The 20471-nt window shown below is 71.2% G+C and carries 18 protein-coding genes; 6 read left to right on the plus strand and 12 right to left on the minus strand.

Annotated elements, in window-relative coordinates; translation table 11 throughout:
• Nucleotides 1–51 precede the first annotated feature (51 nt).
• Nucleotides 52–978: a LysR family transcriptional regulator gene (locus CI089_RS15765; protein ID WP_094262358.1), complete on the plus strand. Its 927-nt coding sequence runs from the start codon at nt 52–54 to the stop codon at nt 976–978.
• A gap of 52 nt (nt 979–1030) precedes the next feature.
• On the plus strand, nt 1031–2671 hold the full coding sequence (pgm, locus tag CI089_RS15770; RefSeq protein WP_094262359.1) for a phosphoglucomutase (alpha-D-glucose-1,6-bisphosphate-dependent): 1641 nt from the start codon (nt 1031–1033) through the stop codon (nt 2669–2671).
• Nucleotides 2672–2787: 116 nt separating this feature from the next.
• On the opposite strand, the gene CI089_RS15775 is transcribed toward pgm, so the two are convergent.
• Nucleotides 2788–3282, minus strand: a complete 495-nt coding sequence (locus CI089_RS15775) for a MarR family winged helix-turn-helix transcriptional regulator (protein WP_094262360.1) — start codon at nt 3280–3282, stop codon at nt 2788–2790.
• 93 nt (nt 3283–3375) lie between these two features.
• Between CI089_RS15775 and CI089_RS15780 the strand changes: the two genes are divergently transcribed.
• A complete protein-coding gene (locus tag CI089_RS15780) occupies nt 3376–4305 on the plus strand; it encodes an NADP-dependent oxidoreductase (RefSeq protein WP_094262361.1) in 930 nt (309 codons plus the stop codon).
• A gap of 103 nt (nt 4306–4408) precedes the next feature.
• Here the strand turns inward: CI089_RS15780 and CI089_RS15785 are convergent, their stop codons facing one another.
• The 11 genes from CI089_RS15785 to CI089_RS15835 form a co-directional block, all read right to left on the minus strand.
• Nucleotides 4409–5044, minus strand: coding sequence for a bifunctional 4-hydroxy-2-oxoglutarate aldolase/2-dehydro-3-deoxy-phosphogluconate aldolase (locus tag CI089_RS15785; RefSeq protein WP_094262362.1), 636 nt, complete (start codon nt 5042–5044; stop codon nt 4409–4411).
• Nucleotides 5041–5991 carry a sugar kinase gene (locus CI089_RS15790; RefSeq protein WP_256978055.1) on the minus strand — a complete coding sequence of 317 codons (951 nt, stop codon included), beginning with the start codon at nt 5989–5991 and terminating at the stop codon, nt 5041–5043. The genes CI089_RS15785 and CI089_RS15790 overlap by 4 nt, the downstream gene beginning before the upstream one ends.
• A complete protein-coding gene (gene kduI / locus CI089_RS15795; RefSeq protein ID WP_094262363.1) occupies nt 5988–6836 on the minus strand; it encodes a 5-dehydro-4-deoxy-D-glucuronate isomerase in 849 nt (282 codons plus the stop codon). The genes CI089_RS15790 and kduI overlap by 4 nt, the downstream gene beginning before the upstream one ends.
• Nucleotides 6837–6901: 65 nt before the next feature.
• Complete coding sequence (kduD, locus tag CI089_RS15800; protein ID WP_094262364.1) at nt 6902–7666, minus strand: 2-dehydro-3-deoxy-D-gluconate 5-dehydrogenase KduD; 765 nt, start codon at nt 7664–7666, stop codon at nt 6902–6904.
• Nucleotides 7663–8535: a fumarylacetoacetate hydrolase family protein gene (locus tag CI089_RS15805; RefSeq protein ID WP_094262365.1), complete on the minus strand. Its 873-nt coding sequence runs from the start codon at nt 8533–8535 to the stop codon at nt 7663–7665. Before CI089_RS15805 ends, kduD begins: the two co-directional genes overlap by 4 nt.
• Nucleotides 8532–9746 (minus strand): glycoside hydrolase family 88 protein, encoded by a 1215-nt coding sequence (locus CI089_RS15810; RefSeq protein ID WP_094262366.1) that lies wholly within the window; start codon nt 9744–9746, stop codon nt 8532–8534. The genes CI089_RS15805 and CI089_RS15810 overlap by 4 nt, the downstream gene beginning before the upstream one ends.
• 20 nt (nt 9747–9766) lie before the next feature.
• A complete protein-coding gene (locus CI089_RS15815; RefSeq protein WP_094262367.1) occupies nt 9767–10438 on the minus strand; it encodes a DUF624 domain-containing protein in 672 nt (223 codons plus the stop codon).
• A gap of 4 nt (nt 10439–10442) precedes the next feature.
• A complete protein-coding gene (locus CI089_RS15820) occupies nt 10443–11363 on the minus strand; it encodes a carbohydrate ABC transporter permease (RefSeq protein WP_094262368.1) in 921 nt (306 codons plus the stop codon).
• Nucleotides 11363–12298 (minus strand): carbohydrate ABC transporter permease, encoded by a 936-nt coding sequence (locus CI089_RS15825; RefSeq protein ID WP_094262369.1) that lies wholly within the window; start codon nt 12296–12298, stop codon nt 11363–11365. The genes CI089_RS15820 and CI089_RS15825 overlap by 1 nt, the downstream gene beginning before the upstream one ends.
• Before the next feature lie 92 nt (nt 12299–12390).
• On the minus strand, nt 12391–13674 hold the full coding sequence (locus CI089_RS15830; RefSeq protein ID WP_094262370.1) for an ABC transporter substrate-binding protein: 1284 nt from the start codon (nt 13672–13674) through the stop codon (nt 12391–12393).
• Nucleotides 13671–15689 (minus strand): DUF2264 domain-containing protein, encoded by a 2019-nt coding sequence (locus tag CI089_RS15835; RefSeq protein ID WP_256978058.1) that lies wholly within the window; start codon nt 15687–15689, stop codon nt 13671–13673. The genes CI089_RS15830 and CI089_RS15835 overlap by 4 nt, the downstream gene beginning before the upstream one ends.
• Nucleotides 15690–15826: 137 nt before the next feature.
• Here CI089_RS15835 and CI089_RS15840 point away from each other — a divergent pair, with 137 nt between their 5' ends.
• The 3 genes from CI089_RS15840 to CI089_RS15850 are packed head-to-tail and all read left to right on the plus strand — an operon-like array spanning nt 15827 to nt 20462.
• Nucleotides 15827–17710 (plus strand): heparinase II/III-family protein, encoded by a 1884-nt coding sequence (locus tag CI089_RS15840; protein WP_256978059.1) that lies wholly within the window; start codon nt 15827–15829, stop codon nt 17708–17710.
• The gene (locus tag CI089_RS15845) at nt 17707–18822 is read left to right on the plus strand and encodes a substrate-binding domain-containing protein (RefSeq protein WP_094262373.1); all 1116 of its coding nucleotides are present in this window, start codon (nt 17707–17709) and stop codon (nt 18820–18822) included. The genes CI089_RS15840 and CI089_RS15845 overlap by 4 nt, the downstream gene beginning before the upstream one ends.
• Nucleotides 18819–20462: an acyltransferase gene (locus CI089_RS15850; protein ID WP_094262374.1), complete on the plus strand. Its 1644-nt coding sequence runs from the start codon at nt 18819–18821 to the stop codon at nt 20460–20462. Before CI089_RS15845 ends, CI089_RS15850 begins: the two co-directional genes overlap by 4 nt.
• Nucleotides 20463–20471: the final 9 nt, after the last annotated feature.

Genomic DNA, 20471 nt, shown 5'->3' on the forward strand with positions numbered 1-20471 from the left:
ACGATCAACGACAAGCAATGCTTTGTCCCCTTGAATCGGTAGCATCGCTTCATGATCGATCTGGATGCCGTCCACTCGCTGCGGACCGTCGCACGGGAAGGCAGCGTCGCGGCGGCGGCATCCGCTCTGGGGTTCACGCCCTCGGCGGTATCGCAGCAGATCAAGCGCCTCGAGCGCGAGACCGGTGTCGCGCTGCTCGAACGGGTCGGCCGCGGTGTCGCGCTCACGGCGGCCGGGACGCAGCTCGTCGTCGGGTCGACCCCGATCCTCGCCGACCTCGAGCGACTGCGCGCCGATCTTCACGCCGGCGTGGGCGCGGACGACGACGGCCGAGTCACCGGCGAGCTGCGCCTCGCCGCGTTCTCGACCGTCGTGCGCGGGCTGCTCGCTCCCGTGCTCGTGGAGCTCGCGGGCGCCCACCCCGACCTGCGTCTGCCCGTGCGGGAGAGCGAGCCGTGGGAGACGGTGGCGCTCGTCGCCTCCGGCCAGCGCGACCTCGGCATCGTGCATCAGTGGGGCGGCGTCGCGCTGGCGATCCCCGAGAACCTCGTCGTCACTCCGCTGTTCACGGATGTCGCCGACGTCATCCTCCATCGCGACCATCCGCTCGCCGGCCGCGAGGTTCTGCGCCCGGCCGACCTCGCGCGCGAGCAGTGGGTCGCGACCTTCGACACGACCATCTGCCGCCAGTGGCTGCGGCGGCTGTTCGACGGCGTCGGCGGGGCGCCCCGGGTGCTGTACGAGTCGATGGAGTTCGAGAACCACCTCGAGCTCGCCCGAACCGGAGCCGTCGTCGCGCTCGTGCCGCGTCTGGGCCGCGGCGACCTCGGGCCCGACCTCGTCGCCGTGCCGACGGCAGCTCCCGCGTCGACGCGCGACATCTCCGCGGTGCACCGGCGCTCGCAGGCCGACTCCCCCGCGCTCCGCGCGGTCCTCACCGCGCTGCTCGCCGCCACGAACGCGCAGGATCGGCCGTGAGTGCCGTGTCAATCCGTCACCGCCGCGCCCGGAAACGGGCAGACTAAGCACCATGAGCCGTGCAGGAGCGCCCGCAGAAGCATCCGACCTCATCGACATCGATGAGCTGATCGCCGCCTACTACGACCGGAAGCCGGATGCCGCGGTCCCCGGGCAGCGCGTCGCGTTCGGCACGAGCGGCCACCGCGGTTCGTCGCTGTCGACGAGCTTCAACGAGGATCACATCCTCGCCACCACCCAGGCGATCGTCGACTACCGGCGCGCGCAGGGCATCGAAGGACCCCTCTTCCTCGGTCGCGACACGCACGGACTGTCGCTTCCCGCCGAGCGCAGCGCCATCGAGGTGCTCGTCGCGAACGGCGTCGACGTGCGGGTCGACTCCCGCGACTCGTGGGTGCCGACGCCCGCGCTCAGCCACGCGATCCTGACCTACAACCGGGGGCGCGCGCTCGACGACGCGGGCCGCGCCGACGGCATCGTCGTGACGCCCTCGCACAACCCGCCGCGCGACGGGGGCTTCAAGTACAACCCCCCGCACGGGGGACCTGCCGACACCGACGCGACCTCGTGGATCGCCGACCGCGCGAATGAGCTCATCGCCGCCGGCCTGGAGGGCGTGCACCGCACCCGTCACGCCGACATCGACCTCGACGCGCTCGGCCAGTACGACTTCCGCGACGCGTACGTGCGCGACCTCGCCACGATCATCGACGTCGACGCGATCAAAGCGTCGGGCGTGCGCATCGGGGCCGACCCGCTGGGCGGCGCCTCGGTGGAGTACTGGGCGCTCATCGCCGAGGTCTACGGTCTCGACCTGACGGTCGTGAACCCCGAGGTCGACCCGACCTGGAAGTTCATGACGCTCGACTGGGACGAGAAGATCCGCATGGACCCGTCGTCGCCCTCGGCGATGGCCGCGCTCGTGGCGCGCCGCGACGAGTACGACATCCTCACCGGCAACGACGCCGACGCCGACCGCCACGGCATCGTGACGCCCGACGCCGGGCTGATGAACCCGAACCACTACCTCGCCGTCGCGATCGACTATCTCTTCGCGAACCGCCCCGGCTGGCCGGCGGATGCCGCGGTCGGCAAGACCCTCGTCTCGTCGATGATCATCGACCGCGTGGCCGAGTCGCTCGGCCGCGAGCTGCGCGAGGTTCCCGTGGGCTTCAAGTGGTTCGTGCCGGGTCTGCTCGACGGCTCCGTCGCCTTCGGCGGCGAGGAGTCGGCGGGGGCGTCGTTCCTGCGCAAGGACGGCAGCGTGTGGACGACCGACAAGGACGGCATCCTGCTGTGCCTGCTCGCCGCGGAGATCCTCGCGGTCACCGGCAAGACCCCCTCGCAGCGCTACGCCGAGCTGGAGGCCCAGTTCGGAGCGTCGGCCTACCAGCGGGTGGACGCCGCGGCGACGCCCGAGCAGAAGGCCGCACTCGGCAAGCTGTCGGGCGACGCCGTGACGGCCACCGAGCTGGCGGGCGAGCCGATCACGGCGAAGCTCTCGCACGCGCCGGGCAACGGTGCAGCGATCGGCGGCCTCAAGGTGCAGACCGAGCACGCGTGGTTCGCCGCGCGCCCCTCGGGCACCGAGGACGTCTACAAGCTCTACGCCGAGAGCCTGCGCGGACCCGAGCACCTCGCCGAGGTGCAGGCCGAGGCCCGTGCCGTGGTCTCGGCCGCGCTCGGCGCCTGAAGGGGCATCCTCGCATCACACCCAATGCACGGCCGAGCGCCGCGTGCACGACCTTCGAGCGCGAGCAGGCCGTGCTCTCGCGGAGAAGTCGTTCACTCGGCGCGCGAGTGCGGTGGTCAGGTCTGACGACGGCGGGATGCCGAACGCGGCGGCGCCGAGCGCAGATGCGTCGTCACGCTGCCGAGGATGCGCGCGAGGTCGGCGGCATCCGCGTCCGACAGCGGCGCGAACAGCAGCCGATGCACCGTCTCGATGTGACCGGGAAACACAGCGGCGAGCACATCGCGCCCCGCACCCGTCAGGGCGACCACCGTGCTGCGCTCGTCGTCGACGGACGGTGACCGCGTGACGTATCCGCGCTGCTCGAGCAGCGTGGCCTGGTAGGTCAGTCCGCTGCGGCTGTACACCACCCCGTCGGCGAGGTCGGTCATGCGCAGGGTGCCGCCCGGGGCGTCGTTCAGCCGCGCCAGCAGCTGGAACTGCACGTAGCTCAGGCCGCCGGCATCCTTCAGCTGCGTCTCGACGGCGGGGCGAAGCAGGCTGCCCACCTCGGTGAAGGCGAGGTAGGCCTCCAGCTGCGTCGACGTCAGGGAGCGTGGCGCGTTTGTCATGGGCTCGATCCTACCTGTTGCTTCACATTCGAAGTAGTGTTACGTTCCTCGTATCGCTTCGAATTCGAAGCACTTAACGCAAAGGATCACATCATGAAGGCATTGCAGTTCTCTCGGACCGGTGGCCCCGACGTCCTGGAGGTCGTCGACATCGACCGCCCCGAGCCGGCCGCGGGTCAGGTCCGCCTCCGAGTAGCCGCATCGGCGTACAACGCGGCGGACGGCGGGATGCGCGCGGGCTTCCTCCCCATCCCGATCGAGCTGCCCCACGTGCCCGGGTACGACGTCTCCGGGCACGTCGACGCGGTCGGCCCGGACGTGACCGGCCTCGCCGTGGGCGACGCCGTCATCGCGTTCCTGCCCATGGAGAGCGACGGCGGGGCGGCGGAGTTCGTACTGGCCCCCGCCGACGCCGTGGTCGCCGCGCCCACGAGCATCCCCCTCGCCGATGCCGCCGCGCTGCCCTCCGTCGCGCTGACCGCGTGGCAGGCTCTCTTCGACGACGGCCGCCTCGAGTCGGGCCAGCGCGTGCTGATCGTCGGCGCCGGCGGTGTCGTCGGAAAGTACGCCGTCCAGCTCGCCAAGCGCGCCGGCATCCACGTCATCGCCACCGCGAGCCCCCGCAGCCTCGACGCCGTCCGCGCCGCCGGAGCCGACCAGATCATCGACCACACCACGACCGACGTGCTGGGCGCGATCGACGGACCGGTCGACGTGCTGCTGAACCTCGCCCCGATCGAGCCCGAGCTGTTCGAGGCCTATGTCGAGGCCGTCGCCGACGGCGGCGCGGTCGTCAGCACGACGGCCTTCATGGCCACCCCGGACGACGAGGCGCGCGGCGTCCGGGCCGCGACGGTGTTCGTCCGCCGCGATCGCGACCGGCTGGCCGAGGTGGTCCGCCTCGTCGACGAGGGCGCGCTCACCGTCGAGGTCACGCGGCGCATCCCCCTCGTCGAGCTCCCCGCACTGCACGCCGAGGCGGCCGAGAGCGGCATCGCGGGCAAGGTCATCGTCCTCCCCTGAGCGATGTCATCCCCGCGTCGCACCCAATGCACGGCCGGGCGCCGGGTGCACGGCCTTCGAGCGCGCGCAGGCCGTGCGCTCGCGGCGAAGCCGTACGCTCGCGTCAGCGCGCGAGGAGCTCGGCCAGGCGGGGCAGCTGCGACTCGTCTTCCAGGGCAGAGCCGACGGCCACCAAGCGCACGCCGGCGTCGAGGAAGAGCCCGGCGTTCGTGGCGTCCATGCCGCCGGTCGCGACGAACCGAACCCCGGGGAACGGACCGCGGATGTGCCGGAACCAGTCCGCGCCGAGCCACTGGGCGGGGAACGCTTTCAGCCAGGTCAGCCCGAGGGCGACCGCGCGCTGCACCTCGCTCGGCGTCGCGACGCCGGGCAGGATCGGGATGCCGCGCTCCCGGGCGGCCCGGACGACGTCGGGGTCCAGGCCCGGCGACACGACGTACGCCGCGCCGGCGTCGGCAGAGACGGCGACCTGCGCGGGCGTCAGGATCGTGCCGGCTCCCACGGCCTTGCCCCGCTCGGCACCGAGACGGGCGACCTCGCGCAGCACCCGCTCGTCCTCGTCGGTCTGCAGCGGCACCTCGACCGAGTCGATGCCCAGGTCCCAGGCGGTCGTCGCGAGGCGCACCGAGCGCTCGAGCCCCATGCCCCGAAGGATCGCCATCAGCGGGGCGCCCGCGAAGACGGCATCCAGCGCGGCGGCCTGGTCGGTGGTTGCGTGGTCGACGAAAGACGCGGTCATGGGGAGGTCCTTTCGAACGGGATGTCGGCGACGGATGACCCCGCCGCGTCGTCGGGGAAGTCGCCCGTGGTAGCCATCGCGAGGGCGGCACGGTCGTGTCCTGCCCGCAGCCGCTCGGCGGAAGCGGCGCCCGCCAGCAGCGCCGCGAGGTAGCCGCCGGCGAACGCGTCGCCCGCTCCCACCGGCTCGACGACGTCGACGACGCGGGCGGGCTCGAACGTCCGCTCGTCGCGGGAGTACAGCGTCGCCCCCACGCCGCCGTCCTTCACGATGAGCTGCGCCGTCTCGGGCAGGAGCTCGCGCGCAGCGTCCGCCGTCGCGGCACCCCACAACGTCTCGGCCTCGTCACGGCCGACGAAGACGATGTCGGCTCGGCGCGCGAGAGCGAGCAGCGGCGTCGCGGCGGCGTCGGCCGACCACAGCGCCGCGCGATGGTTGACGTCGAAGCTGACCGCGACGCCGGCGTCGCGGGCGCGGGCGATGACGCGGTCGAGGAACGCCGGCGCCGTGCCGCCGAGCGCGGCCGTGATTCCCGAGACGTGCACCACGGCGACGCCGTCCCACCCCACACCGTCCGCATCGGCCTCCGAGAGCTGCGCGGCCGCCGACCCCGCCCGGTAGTACGCGACGCCGTGCCCCGGATCCTTCAGGTAGAGCCCGGTCGGGTGATCGGCGTCGACGATGACGCTCGAGACGTCGACGCCGCGCGCACCCACCCGCGACACGACGCGCCGGCCGAGGGCGTCGTCGCCGACCCGGGAGAACCACGCGGTGAGCTGACCGAGCGCGGCGGCGTGCGCGGCGACATTCGACTCCGCTCCCCCGGCGTCGATGCGGAACACCTCGGCGTGCTCGAGGCGCTCCGCCGCAGCCGGCGCGACCATCGCCATGGTCTCGCCCGCCGTCAGCAGCGCCCCACGCAGCACCCCCTGCACGGGCCGGCTCACTTCAGGGTCGTGACGGGAGCGGCATCCATGTCGTCGAACGCCTGGTTCTCGCCGGCCATCGCCCAGATGAACGAGTAGGCAGAGGTCCCGACGCCCGAGTGCAGCGACCAGCTGGGCGAGATGATCGCCTGCCGGTCGGCGACGACGAGGTGCCGGGTCTCCTCCCGCTCGCCGAGCAGGTGGATGACGCGGGCGTCCTCGGGCACGTCGAAGTACAGGTAGCACTCGGTGCGACGGTCGTGGGTGTGGGCGGGCATCGTGTTCCACATCGAGCCCTCGTGCAGCGTCGTCACGCCCATGACGATCTGACAGCTCTGCACGCCGTTCTCGTGGATGTACTGATTCAGCGTGCGGCGGTTGCTCGTCACCTGGTCGCCGAGCTCGCGCACCGTCCCCTCACCCGGTGACACGAGCGCCGCCGGGTAGGCGGTGTGCGCGGGCGCCGAGAACAGGTAGAACTGCGCCCCGGTCGACGCGCCGCCCTCCTCGCGCTCGCCCGCGTCGGCGAAGACGACGTCGCGGATGCCGCGGCCGAGGTACAGGCACGCACCCTTCACGAGCGTGTAGACCTCGCCGTCGGCGGTCACCGTACCGGTGCCACCGACGTTGATGATGCCCACCTCGCGGTGCTCCAGGAAGTAGTCGCTGCGGATCTCCGGGTAGCCCGGAAGCACCAGCTCGCGCCCGGCCGGCACGGCGCCGCCGAGGACGATGCGGTCGTGGTGGGTGTAGACGACGGTGATCTGACCCGGGACGAACACCTCGGGCACGAGGTACTGTTCGCGCAGGTCGGCGGTGGTCATGCCGGGGATCTGCGCGGGGTTGGTCGCGTAACGCTGCTGCATGGGGTTCCCTTCTGGGGGCGAGTCGGCGGGATGCCGGTGATGGAGCGGGGAGAACGGGGATCGGCTCAACGGACGAGCCAGCCCCCGTCGACGGGCACGATCGCGCCGGTGACGTAGGCGGCAGCATCCGAGGCGAGGAAGACGAAGGCGCCCTGCAGGTCGCCGGGGGTGCCCCACCGGCCTGCGGGGATGCGGGCGAGGATGGATGCCTCGCGCCCGGCGTCGGCCCGGATCGGCGCGGTGTTGTCGGTCGCCATGTACCCGGGCGCGACCGCGTTGACGGTCACGCCCGACGCGGCCCACTCGTTCGCGAGCGCCTTGGTGAGACCGGCGACCGCGTGCTTCGAGGCGGCGTAGCCGGGCACGAGGATGCCGCCCTGGAACGACAGCATCGAGGCGACATTGATGATGCGTCCCGACCCCTGCGCGATCATGCGGCGCCCGGCAGCTTGCGACAGGTGGAAGACGGCGTCGAGGTTGACGGCGAGGACGTCGTCCCAGTCGGCTGCCGGGTGCTCGGCCGCGGCGGCGCGACGGATGATGCCGGCGTTGTTGACGAGGATGTCGATGCCGCCGAGCTCGGCGAGCGTCTCGGCGACCGCGTCGGCGAGCTGCTCCGGCGTCGCGGAGCCGAGGTCGAGGCGGATCCGGTGGGCGCGGCGGCCGAGCGCGGTAATCGCATCTGCCGTCTCGGCGGCGTCGCCGCGGTCGAGCAGCGCGACATCCGCGCCGGCCTCGGCGAGCGCGAGCGCTGCGCCCTGGCCGAGGCCGCGGGTCGAACCGGTGACGAGGGCGACGCGGCCGTCCAGCCGGAAGGAGTCGAGGATCATGCGGGGCCTCCGATGAAGGTGGTGGTCAGTTCGCCGAGGCGCTCGATGCGCACGGTGACCGCGTCGCCGGGACGCAGCGGGCGATGGGCGGTCTGCGCGTCGGGCAGCTTCTGCGGGGTGCCGGTCGAGATGACGTCGCCGGGTTCGAGCGTCATGACGCTGCTGAGATACGACACGACGCGCGCGACCGAGAAGATCGTGGTGGCGGTGGACTGCGAGACGGTCACGATGCCGTCGCGGACGACCTCGACGAGCATGTCCTGCGGGTCTCCCGCCTCGTCGGGCGTGACGAGCCACGGCCCGAGCGGCGCGAAGCCGTCGAAGCACTTCCCCATCGCCCACTGGCTCTGCCGCCGCTGCCACGAGCGGTCGGAGACGTCGTTGAGGATCGTGTAGCCCGCGACATGCTCGAGTGCGGTCGCCTCGTCGACATCCTTGGCCCGCCGCCCGATGACCACGGCGACCTCGCCCTCGTAGTCGACGTCGTCCGCGACCGCGGGCACGACGACGGGGTCGGCCGGCCCGCCGAGGGTGTTGGGAGTCTTCACGAAGACGTCGGGGACCGCGGGGTCATCGGCGGCCGGGTCGACGCCGTCGGGCACATGCCCGCGGTAGTTGTAGCCGAGGCAGAGGATCTTTCCGGGCCGCACGGGCGCTTCGAGCCGCACCGACGACAGCGCGGGATCGGCGACGTCCGCACGCGCTGCCGCGCGGTCGAGCGCGTCGCGGCCGGCGGCGAGCAGGTCGGTCAGCGTGGCCGGGCCGAGGTCGACGACGCGGTCGACACCGTCCACGGCGACGACGGCGCCCGACCGGACGGCGCCCTCGGCATCGGCCGCGCGGGCCGCGCGGTAACGGACGAGCCTCACCAGTACGGCTTCCAGCCGGGGCGCGCTGCACGCACGAGGGCCTCGAGGTAGAAGTAGTCGCCCCACAGCGTGCCCTCGTCGACGCCGACCGACTTCGGCAGGTCGTAGACGCTGTGCAGGAGCACCGCATCGGCGGCCTCGGGACTTTCGGGAGTGTAGTTCTCGATGAGCGACGCGAGGATCTCATGGGCCGCCGCACGGTAGCGCGCGGCGGCATCCGGATCGGCATCCGGTCCGTCCCCGAGCACGCCGGCGAGCTCGAACAGCCCCGATACCGCGATCGCGGCGGACGAGCTGTCGCGGGGCGCATCCGCGCCATCGGTGTAGACCATGTCCCAGAAGGGGACCCGGTCGCTCGGGAGGTGCGAGAGGAAGCGTTCGGCGCAGCGGCGCGACGCCTCGAGCAGGGCGGGGTCGCCGGTCGCGCGGTGGTTCATCGCGAAGCCGTAGATGCCCCACGCCTGACCGCGCGCCCAGCACGAGTCGTCGAATGCGCCCTGCTCGGTCGCGCCGCGCAGGGGCTCGCCCGTCTCGGGGTCCCAGTAGAACGTGTGGAAGGTGGTGTCGTCGTCGCGCAGGATGTGGGTGCGCAGCTGGGTCGTGTGGCGGCGCACCGCATCGGCGAAGCGCTCCTCGCCGGTCTGTTCGCCCGCCCAGGTGAGCAACGGCATGTTCATGAGGCTGTCGACGATCGTGCGCCCGCGCTGCGCGGGGTCGGAGAGGTCGCCCCACGCCTGGATGATGCCGGCGGGTTCGAGGAACCGGCGCATGAGGCGATCGGCGGCCGCCAGGGCGGTCTCGCGGGCATCCTCGTCGCCGAGGAGCCGGTAGGGCGCGACGGAGGCGAGGCTGTAGAGGAACCCGAGGTCGTGCGTGTCGAGGTCGTCCTCGTCGCGGAGGCGCCGCGCGAAGTCCGCCGCGTGGGCGAGCCCGGCATCGCGGAAGAAGGTGTCGCCGGTGATCTCCCACGCGATCCACATCATTCCCGGCCAGAAGCTGGTCGTCCACCCGCGGTTGGCCCCCGCGGGGAACCCGCCTGCCGCGGGCCGGATCGGGTACCGGTCGTCGCGCGTCGTGTCGTCGGGGTACGTCGGGCCGAAGGTCTCGATGTTGCGACGCAGCGTGCTCAGGGCGCCGTCGATCGCCGCTTCGATGGCGGCGGGCGCCGTGCCCGCGGACGCGCCGAGGTCGGTTCCGGGGAGGGAAGTCATGTCGAGGGGTTCCTTCGGGTTCAGACGGTCTGGGGCTCGGGGTCGCCGAGCACCGGACGCAGGATGTAGCGGGCGTTGGCCCAGGCGAGATAGAGGGCAGGCGCCGAGGTGAGGCCGATCGCGATGGCCGGCATCGCGACGAACAGTCCCGCCTGCAGTCCGATGACCGCGAGCGACACGAGACTCAGCCACCACCGCCGGACGCTCAGGAACACCGCCGCCCGTGCGATCGAGCGCACGGAGGCGTCCGGTTCCTCGGCCAGCGCCGCGAACGCGACGAGCGCCGTGGCGAGCAGGAGAAGCGTGAGCACCCCGAGCGCCGGGACGACCGCGACACCCGCCTGCAGCGGCGCGAAGAAGCGGACGTCCACGAGCACGACGACGAGGGCGGCCACGACCACCGCTCCCAGCGCGAGGGCCTTGCGCCACGAGCGCTGCCAGCTGCGGACGAACGTCCGCACGACCTGCCCCTCGCCCTCACCGTGAGCGCGGAAAGTCGCGAACGCCGCCGTGATGCCCGGCGCACATAGCGGCGCGACGACGGCGAGCATCGGCCACGACAGCGCGGGGTCGGTGATGACCAGCAGCACCACGAGCGGCAGGCACGACGCGAGCAGCAGCAGGTTCGTCATGAGTCCGAGGTAGACGACGCCGAAGACGGTGGCGTACGTGTTGTGCGAGATGCGCTTCACGGCCTCAGCCCTTCATCCCGCTCGTCGCGATGCCCTCGACGAAGTACTTCTGCCCGAGCAGGAAGATGATCGCGATCGGCACCACCGAGATGACCAGTCCCGCGAACAGCAGGGCGTAGTTGGTGTCGTACAGGTTGCTCACGAAGCTCTTCAGCCCGAGCTGGATGGTCCACAGGTCGGGGTTCCGCAGGTAGATGAGCGGACCGAGGTAGTCGTTCCAGGTGTTCACGAACGTCAGGAGCGTGAGGCTCGCGAGCGCCGGCACCGACAGCGGCAGCATGATGCGGCGCCAGATGCCGTACTCGCTCAGGCCGTCGAGACGCGCGGCTTCGGACAGCTCCTCGGGGATGGTCTCGTAGAACTGCTTCATGAGGAACACCCCGAAGGCGCCGAACGCCTGGATGAGGATGATGGCCCACAGCGTGTTCGAGACCTTGACGTTCGACAGCAGGATGAACTGCGGGATCATGTACGACTGCCACGGCACCGCGATCGTGCCGATGTAGGCCAGGAACAGCACATCGCGGCCGGGGAAGCGGATGCGGGCGAAGCCGTAGGCCGCGAAAGAGCCGGTCAGCACCTGCAGGAAGGTGACGACGACGGCGAGCACGAGCGTGTTGCGGATCCAGGTCAGCATCCCCGACTGGTTCCAGATGTCGACGTAGTTCTGCCAGACGAACACCTCGGGGATCCACTGGATCGGCACCGAGAAGACCTCGTTGGCCGTCTTGAGCGAGCTCATGATCATCCAGAAGAACGGCAGCAGCAGCGCCGCCGCGGCGATGATCAGCGCGATGTAGCCGGCGATGCGACCGATGCGGCGCAGGGGCGAGACCGTGTCGGGCCGGTGGCCGTCGGGCAGGCCGTCGGCCGCGATCTTGCGCAGCGCACGGCGGTCGTCCTGGGGTACGAGAAGATTCGTCATCAGACGTTCCTCCGCTTGTTCCAGATGAACTGGAGGATGGTCACGAGGATGCAGAGGAAGAAGAGCGCCACGGCGGCCGCGGAGGCGTAGCCGAATTGGTTCTCCTCGAATCCCTTGCGGTAGATGAACTGCGAGATCACGAGCGTCGACTGACCCGGCCCGCCCTCGGTCATGACGAGGATCAGGTCGAAGATCTTGAACGAGTTGATCGTGAGCATCACGGTGACGAAGAACATCGTCGGCCGCAGGCACGGGAGCGTGACGTTCACGAAGCGCTCCCAGGCGTTCGCGCCGTCCATGCGAGCAGCCTCGTAGAGCTCGCGCGGGACGGTCTGCAGGCCCGCGAGGAACAGGATCATGTAGTAGCCCATGTCGCGCCAGGTGCTGACGATGACGACGGCGGGCATCGCCCACTCCGACGAGGTGAGCCACCCGGGCGGGTTGGCGATGCCGACGGCGCGGAGGATCTCGTTGACCGGTCCGTACTCAGGGCTGAAGAGCAGGTTCCACACGACCGCGATCGCGACGATCGAGGTGATGTACGGGAAGAACGCCGCCGTGCGGAAGAACGCCACTCCCCGCAGCTTATTGTTCAGCAGCAGCGCGAGACCGAGCGACGCGATGATCGTCAGGGGGATGTGCAGCGTGGCGTAGTAGAGCGTGTTGACGAACGAGATGCGGAAGCTCCCGTCGCCGAGCAGCCGCTCAAAATTGTCGAGCCCCACCCAGTTCGCCGTGCCGAAGATGTTCCAGTTCGTCAGCGACATGTAGGAGAGCGTGACGACCGGCACGAGCGTCAGCAGGGCGAAGCCGACGAAGTTCGGCAGGATGAAGCTCCAGCCCAGCAGCGTGTTGCGCAGGGTCAGCTTCGATCTCCTGCGGCGCTGCGCCGGCTCGGGGCGGCGCGCCTTCGGGGAGGCGGCGGTGGTGGTCATGGTGTCTCCTGGGGAGGACGGCGGGGGATGCGGCCGGCGCGGGGTGCCGCGCCGGCCGCGGGGCGCCGTCGACGGAGCGACGGCGCACGGGATCAGTCGAGACCGACCTCGTTGGCGACACGGTCCTCGGCCTCGCTGATGGCCCGCTCGACCGGGGTCGAGCCCGACAGGATCGCGCTGTGCATGTCGTTGAGGATGTTCTGGATCGCCGCCGTCTTGTTCGACGTCGGGTTCTCGGGGTGGACGTCACCGGTCGACCAGGCGAACTTCGACAGATCGTCGGTCGGCGCGCCCTCGACGGCGAAGTACGCCTCGGTCACGGCGTCGTTCGACGCGGCCGGCGTGATGCCGATCTTCGCCAGCTCCTCGGCGGCCTCGAGGCTCGCGGCGTAGGCGAGGAAGTCCTTCGCCGCCTGCACCTTGGCGCCGTCGATGTTGGCGTTGATCGAGAAGCCCGTCGGGTCACCGAACGTCACCGGCGTGCTGTCCGTGCCGGTCGTCGACGCGTCGAGCTGCGGGATCGGCGCGATGCCCCACTCGAAGTCGTTCGCCTCGCCCGAGGCCTGCTGCGAGATCAGGGTCGCGACGTACCACGTTCCCATCGGCAGCATGGCGGCCTTCTGCGTGCCGAACTCGCCCTGGTAGGTGAGCTGGTTCGCCGTCGAGGTGTTGAAGTCGACCTGGGCGCCGGCAGCCTGCAGGGCGAGGACGCGGTCGTAGTAGTCGGCGAAGTAGCCGTAGTCGCCCGAGAGCACGTCGGTGTCCTCTTGCGCCGAGGCGAAGCCCTGCACGGTCGACTGCCAGCGGTGCTGGTAGGCGCCCTTCGCGACGCCGGCGGTGTTGATCGCCTCGGCGGCCGCGTCGTAGTCCTCCCACGTCCACGATCCGTCGGGATACTCCTGCCCCGCGGCGTCGAAGAGCGCCTTGTTGTAGAACAGCACCCAGCGGTCCTGACGGTAGGGCACGCCGTAGGCGGTGCCGTCGACCTCGTACGACGAGGCGCCGCCGACGCCGTCGGGCAGCTCGACGTCGGAGACGTCCATGAGCTGGCCGCCCTCCTGGAACGTCGTGACGAACTTCACCTCTTTCTGGGTGATGATGTCGGGTCCGACGCCGGCCGCCAGGTCGGCGGTGACCAGCGTGTTGTATTCGGCCGCGTCGTACTGCTTGAGCTCGATCGTGACGTCGGGGTTCTTCTCGTGGAAGGCGTCGGCGAGCACCTGGAACTCGGGAGTGGTGTCGAGGCTCCACCCCGAGAGGGTGAGGGTGACGGGGCCGTCGGCGGTCTGGGCGGGCTCGGATCCCCCGCCGCAGGCGGCGAGCGACAGGGTGGCGACGACCGCCATCCCCGCCGCGGCTGCGAACTTGCGCTTCATGCGTGCTGCTCCTTTGCGATTGCGTGCGAGGTCCCACGTCGGACCTCGAGATGCCGAAGCGCCGGGGCAGGCGGTTCGGAGTCGGTGAGACGGCTCACGGTGCGGGCCCCGTCGGGCCAGGTGACCGTGACCGTGGCGCCGTCGATGTCTACGGCTGCGTGCGGCGCGCTGTGCTCTCCCCCGGCGAGATCGAGCAGGGTGACGACGGGCTCGCCGACACGGACTTCGTGCTCGACGGTGGGCACGAGTGTGCGGACGCCGAGCGGATCGGCGTCCGCCCGAGAGACGAGTCCGGCGACGCCGTGCGGGGTGAGTGAGCGGATACCGCTGCTGCGGCCCCGCGACGACACCCAGGATCCGGTGTCGTCGGTGCCGCCGACGACCTCGTCGCCCGAGAGCGGCCAGCCGCCCACCCGGAGGCGCAGCGAGGCGGCATCCTGCCCGGGAGCGAGCGCGTCGACGACGACCACGCGCACCTCGGAGGATCCGCGGACGAGCGACGTGGTCGTGATGGTGCCGACGGACGTGGCGTCTCCGGCCAGGCCCGATCCGTGGCGGTGCGCGGTGGGGGCGGGTTCGACGAGGTGGGCGTCCCACGTCGATGCGGCGATGCCCAGGTGCCCCTCCGCGTCGCCCTGCAGACGCACCTCCCGCAGTGTCATCGCCGTGCGATGCGTCGCACGCCCGTCGCGCTCGACGAGGGCGACCGACTGCTCGAGGGGTTCGAGCCAGCCGCGCTCGTCGGCGATCGGCGAGGTGGCTGTGGAGTAGCCCAGGCGCGCGTAGAGCGGCGAGTCGGTCGTGCGGGCCCCCGGGAACGCGTGGTCGGTGCCGTGGTTGACGACGCGCACGATGCCGTCGGCGGCGGTGCCCGACACGATCCAGCCGGGCGAGACGATCGCGCGCATCACGTCGCCCTGCTCGATCGGCAACGGCTCGGCCGGCGCGGTCCAGACCGGGTGGTCGGCGGGCAGGAGAAGCCCGAGGAACCCCTTGACCGCCCAGTAGGGAGAGCCCGGGCCCGAGTACGACTGCGCGAGCTCACGCCACGCGCCGTGCCAGCCCATCGTGAGGATGCCGTCGGCGTCGGGCGCGCCACGGTCGGCGAAATGCGTCACAATCCGATCGGCCGCATGGCGCAGGCGCCCGGGGCTGTGCGAGGGCACTTCCGCGATGACGCCGGCCCAGAACGGGGCTGCCGCAGCGAAGCGGTAGATGAGGCTGCGGCCCTGGATGAGGGGCGAGCCGTCACCGCCGACCAGCGCGAGTGCGTCGTGGAGGAACGCGTCGAGGCGGGCGACGTCGGCGTCGTTCCGGTCGCGGGCGAGGTCGGCGGCGCCCGTCATCCGCGCCCACAGGATCGGATAGACGTGGAGCGCCCAACCGACGTAATGGTCGTACGAGCGCTCATCGCCGTCGGAGAGCCAGCCGCCCTCGCGCACGAACGAGTCGTGTCGTGCGAGGTCGGCGGCGATGTCGTCGGCCGACCACGGCCCGCCGACCGACCGCAGGAACGTCTGCACGACGATGCGGAACCAGACCCAGTTGGTCTGCGGGTAGGTGTCGTCCCCCACGACGGGAGCGAGGTAGTCGACGACGCGCTGCTGCGTGAGGGCGTCGAGGTGGTCCCAGATCCAGGGACGGGTGAGATCGAGGACGAGGGCGATGGATGCCGCCTCGACCTTGGCCTGGGCGTGCTCCTCCATCCGGACCCACCGGTCGGGCGCCTCGGGATCGACGCCCGAGGCGATGCCGCGCGAGTAGTGCGCGATGATCTGGTCGACGTCCTCGCCTCGTGCCCCCGCGATGCGGAAGCCGGCGAGCAGGAAGGTGCGCGCGAAACCCTCGAGCCCGTCGACGGCGTGTCCGTAGCCGCCTTCGGCACCCGGGAAGTGGATGCGGCCGGCACCGGGCGTCGCGTGACGGCGGGCGGCATCGAGCAGAGCATCGGCTCGGGCGACCCAGGCGTCTCGGACCGTCTCGCCGTGGGGCGGGTTCGGGTGCTCGGAAGTCACCGGTTCTCCTTCGAAGGGCTTCTCGGTCGTCATCGTTGATCGCGACCGATTCGGAGATTAGCAACCCGTTTCGATCATTGCAAGATTCTCTTCGTTTCCTTATGATCGTTTCTGATCACTTTCTGCAAAGGAGCCCCGTGCAGTGGAACATCATTGGGTTCGCCGGTCCCCTGGCTGCCACGTGCGGCGGAACCCCGGCGCACCTCCGGCCACCCGCCGACGCGCTTCCCGTGCCCACGGCGGAGCGCTGGACTGCGCGAGTCTCGCCTGACGTCGGTCGCCGCCTCGTCGACCGTGCGCGTGCCGACCTCGACGCGCCGTGGCCGCAGCCCCGCGCGAGCGCGGCCGCGCGCGTGCATCGCGACGGCGACCGAGATGGATACGAGCAACAGGTCTTCGCTCGCCAACGACGACTGAGCCGGGCCGTGGTCGCGGCGCTGTCGGACGACGATCCGAGATATCTCGACGAGGTCGCCGACGGCGTGTGGCTGCTCTGCGAGCAGTCGACGTGGTGCTGGCCCGCCCACGATGACACCTATGCGCGGCATGGATCGGTTCTCGCGACCGTCACCGATCCCTTCCTCGATCTCGGCGCGGGTGAGGTGGTCGGACAGCTCGCGTGGATCGATCACGTGCTCGGTCGCCGGCTCGACGAGCGATACCCCGGGCTGCGGCAGCGCATCCGGCACGAGGCCCGCACTCGCGTCATCGAGCCGTTCCTCTCGCGACGCGACTGGCACTGGCTCGGGCTCGACGGGCACGTCCACAACTGGAATCCCTGGATCCACGGGAACGTGCTGGTCGCCGGGCTCGTCCTGTGCGAGGAGGGCGATGAACGCGATCAGCTCGTCGCCCTGGTGGCGCAGGGCCTGGACCGCTACGTCGCCGCGCTGCCGGCAGACGGCGCGATCGACGAGGGATACGCGTACTGGTGGAACGGTGCGTGCCGGGCGCTCGAGGCTCTCGACCTGCTCGCCTACGCCACCGATGGCGCGTGGGATCCGGTGCCCGAGGTGGAGGCCCTGCGCGAAACGGTCGCGTTCCCCCATCGCTCGCACCTCGGCGGCCCGTGGTACGTCAATCTCGCCGATGGCCCGGCCCGTCCCCCGGCGGATCAGCCCTGGCACGCCCTGCACCGGGCGGCTCGCGCCGTCGGAGACGGCGAGGCCCGCCGCCACGCCGTCGCGCAGCACCGCAACGATGTCCCCGCCACCGAGGAAGCCGGGCTCGGTCGCCTGCTGCGCGCGCTGACCGACGACGCGTGGCTCGCGGAGACGCGCGAAGCCAGCCCGTTGCCCGCTGACGTCTGGCTTCCGTCCACGCAGGTCTGGCTCGCCCGCGGCCACGCGGGCAGCGCCAGCGGACTCACCATCGTGATGAAGGGCGGCCACAACGACGAGAACCACAACCACAACGACGTCGGCTCGATCATCGTCGCCTCCGACGGCGTCCCCGTGATCGTCGATGCCGGCCGCCCGACCTACACGGCGCAGACCTTCGGCCCGGACCGATACGACATCTGGACGATGCAGAGCGACTGGCACAGCGTGCCCCGCATCTCGGGCGCGGCACAGCCGCACGGCAGAGCCTTCGCGGCATCCGATCCGGTTCTCGTCCGAACGGATGACACGACCGCGCTGGATCTCGAGATCGGCGGCGCCTACCCCGCCGGGTCGGTACGCTCGTGGCGACGCCGTGCTGCTCACCACCGCTCGGGACACGTCACGATCGACGACCGCTGGGAGGCCGCCGGACCGGATACCGAGGTGCGCCTGCTCCTCGCGGGGTCGGTGACGACCGGCGACGGGTGGGCTCGTGTGAGCCCGCTCGACGGTGCGACCCCGGTCCGGATCACGTGGCCCGCCGGCGCACCGCACACCCTCGTCGTTCGCGAGCTCGACGATCCGATGCTGACCGACGTCTGGGGCGACCGCCTCAGCCGGCTCGCCGTCGACGTCGACGGTCGTACCGAGCTGCGTGTCACGGTAGAACAGGAACGGAACGAGGACGAGCGACCATGACCGACCCCACACCGGCACTGCTGGCCGCCGAACGCCGCGCGCACATCCTGGCGACGATGGAGCGCGAGGGCGCCGTGCGCATCTCGCAGCTGACCGAGGAGCTCGGCGCCGCCACCGTGACCCTGCGACGCGACCTCGCGCAGATGGAGCAGGAGGGGCTGTTGCAGCGCGTGCACGGGGGCGCCATCCCCGCGAACGGGCAGCGCGCCCATTCACCGGCGGGCTCGTCGGGCGCGGAGACCTCGACGGGGTCGATCGCGGTGCTCGTGCCCTCGCTGAACTTCTACTGGCCCGGGGTCGTGCGGGGCATGGAGGCCGCCGCACGTCGTCACGGCTTGAAAGTCCACCTGCGGGGAGCCTCGTACGAGCTGCAGGATGAGCGCCCCGTCCTCGAGCGTCTCGTCGCGAGCGGCGACATCCGCGGCCTGATCGTCGCGCCGAACACCGACACCCCGCATTCGCAGGATGTCGTGCAATGGCTCGCCGCGTGCGGCACCCCGAGCGTCCTCGTCGAGCGCGACGCCATCGTCCAGCCCGCAGGCGTTCCCGTCGAGGCCGTGACGACCGACCACGCCCTCGGCGCAGTTCTCGCGGCGCGCCACCTCGCGGCGCTCGGGCACCGCAAGGTCGGGCTGGTGCTCTCTCGCAATTCCCCCACCTCGCGCAAGATCGCCGCCGGATGGCAGGCCGCGTGCGAAGAGCTCGGGCTCACACCCGCCCAGCACATCGAGACGACGCTTCCCGACCGCGCGAGCGCGGAGTTCTCCGCTGCGGTCGACACGACGCTGGATCGTGCGCTCGGGAGCGGGGTGACCGCCCTGCTGGTGCATTCGGACCCCGAGGCGATGGCGTTCGTCGATCTGGCGCTCAACCGCGGAATCTCGGTGCCCGAAGACCTGTCGATCATCGCCTACGACGACGAGGTCGCCGAACTCTTCACGCCCGCCCTGACCGCCGTCGCCCCACCGCGCGTCAGTGTCGGCGAGACGGCGGTGGAGCTGCTGGTCTCCCGGATGGCCGACCCCGGTCGCCCCACCCGTCGGGTGATGCTCAACCCCACGCTGGTCGTGCGCGAGTCGACCGTCGCCCCGCGCGCAGAAGGTCCAGCGTGATCGATCGTCACGACTACTCGCCGTGGGACTTCTGGTCCACGGCATCCGAGGAGAGCCGGCGGCGTCAGCGCGAGCATCAGACAGCGCTGGCGGACGAGCACGCGGACTGGTCGTTCAGCGACGAGTGCTTCATCTCGGAGCTCGCGGCGCTCGACGCCGAGAGCCTCGACCTGGGCGACCGCTCGTACATCGCGGCAGGGGCGTACCTGACCGGCACCCTGCGCATCGGCTCGGACTGCTCCGTGAACCCCTCGACCGTCGTCCGCGGCGACGTCGTCTTCGGCAACGGCGTGCGGATGGGCGCGCACAGCTCGGTGCTCGGCTTCAACCACTCGATGGAGCCCGGGACGCCCGTCTTCCGGCAACCGCTCACCAGCCGCGGCATCCGCATCGGCGACGACGTCTGGATCGGCTCGCACGTCGTCGTCCTCGACGGGGTCACCGTGGGCGCGTCGGCTGTACTCGCCGCGGGAGCCGTCGTCACGAAGAACGTGCCCGCGGGCGCGATCGTCGGCGGAAACCCCGCTCGGCTGCTGCGCTGGCGGGTGCCGCCGGCGGATGCCGCACCCGAAAGGAATCGGCTGCGTGACCGCGTGGCCGCGTTCGCCGAGACGGCCCGCTCCGACGCGACCGCTCTGCTCTCCCGCTGTGTCGTCCCGGCCTCCGGGCTGTACGCCGACCGGCCGGGGGTCTCCCCGACGGTGCGCGCGCAGGGCGACGCCGTCGAGATCGCCGACCTGTTGCTGGGGTCGACGCCGCCGGGCAGCGATCCGTCCGAGCTGATCGAGCGGCTGCGCGCCTGGCAGGACCCGGCGACGGGCGCCGTTCCCCCGCTCGGCTCGGTCGACATCCCCGGCTGGGACGACGGCGACACGGCCTATCACGTGCTCTCCGTCGGGTACGCTCTCGACCTGCTGGGGTCCGAGTTCGCCCACCCCGTCGGGCTCGTCACCCGAGCGACGGCCGAGTCCCTGATCGCCAGACTCGATGCGCTCCCCTGGGACACCGACCCCTGGAACGCCGGACACCACGTCGATGCGATCGGCACCGCCCTGCTCTGGGCCCGGCGCCGGGGCGACCGGATCGCGCCGGGCGTGACCGAGGCTCTCTTCGGATGGCTCATGACGCATGCGGATGCCGCGAGCGGCATGTGGGGCCGGCCTTCCGCCGACCGCGGCCTGCTGCTCGTCGTCAACGGCTTCTACCGGGCATCGCGCGGGACCTTCGCACAGCACGGCATCCCGGTTCCCCATCCCGAAGCCGTCATCGACACGGTGCTGCGACACGCCCGCGACGAGCGGTGGTTCGCCCCGTCACGGCTCGACGCCTGCAATGTGCTCGACGTCGCCCATCCGCTGTGGCTCACCCGGGCGGCCGGGTACCGCCGCGCCGAGGTAGAAGACCTCGCAGCCCGCCTCCTCGACCAGGTGCTCGGAGGCTGGCACCCGGGCGCGGGGATGAGCTTCCGGCTCGCCGGTGCAGAGCCGGGCCTCCAGGGGACGGAGATGTGGCTCGCGATCGCCTGGTACCTCGCCGACCTGCTCGGAGTCTCGGATGCCCTGGGTTACCGACCGCGCGGCGTCCACCGCCCCGAGCCATCCTCGCATCATTCACTCAATGCACGGCCGAGCGCCCAGTGAACGACCTTC

The organism is Microbacterium sp. Yaish 1 (assembly GCF_002245215.1).
Taxonomy (GTDB): Bacteria; Actinomycetota; Actinomycetes; order Actinomycetales; family Microbacteriaceae; genus Microbacterium.

Excerpts from the sequence above, each read along its gene's own strand:
- CI089_RS15810 (WP_094262366.1), bottom strand. The coding sequence starts at position 9,746 with ATGACTTCCCTCCCCGGAACCGACCTCGGCGCGTCCGCGGGCACGGCG.
- CI089_RS15785 (WP_094262362.1), bottom strand. The coding sequence starts at position 5,044 with ATGACCGCGTCTTTCGTCGACCACGCAACCACCGACCAGGCCGCCGCG.
- pgm (WP_094262359.1), top strand. The coding sequence starts at position 1,031 with ATGAGCCGTGCAGGAGCGCCCGCAGAAGCATCCGACCTCATCGACATC.
- kduI (WP_094262363.1), bottom strand. The coding sequence starts at position 6,836 with ATGCAGCAGCGTTACGCGACCAACCCCGCGCAGATCCCCGGCATGACC.
- CI089_RS15775 (WP_094262360.1), bottom strand. The coding sequence starts at position 3,282 with ATGACAAACGCGCCACGCTCCCTGACGTCGACGCAGCTGGAGGCCTAC.
- CI089_RS15820 (WP_094262368.1), bottom strand. The coding sequence starts at position 11,363 with ATGACGAATCTTCTCGTACCCCAGGACGACCGCCGTGCGCTGCGCAAG.
- CI089_RS15780 (WP_094262361.1), top strand. The coding sequence starts at position 3,376 with ATGAAGGCATTGCAGTTCTCTCGGACCGGTGGCCCCGACGTCCTGGAG.
- CI089_RS15765 (WP_094262358.1), top strand. The coding sequence starts at position 52 with ATGATCGATCTGGATGCCGTCCACTCGCTGCGGACCGTCGCACGGGAA.
- kduD (WP_094262364.1), bottom strand. The coding sequence starts at position 7,666 with ATGATCCTCGACTCCTTCCGGCTGGACGGCCGCGTCGCCCTCGTCACC.
- CI089_RS15845 (WP_094262373.1), top strand. The coding sequence starts at position 17,707 with ATGACCGACCCCACACCGGCACTGCTGGCCGCCGAACGCCGCGCGCAC.
- CI089_RS15830 (WP_094262370.1), bottom strand. The coding sequence starts at position 13,674 with ATGAAGCGCAAGTTCGCAGCCGCGGCGGGGATGGCGGTCGTCGCCACC.
- CI089_RS15825 (WP_094262369.1), bottom strand. The coding sequence starts at position 12,298 with ATGACCACCACCGCCGCCTCCCCGAAGGCGCGCCGCCCCGAGCCGGCG.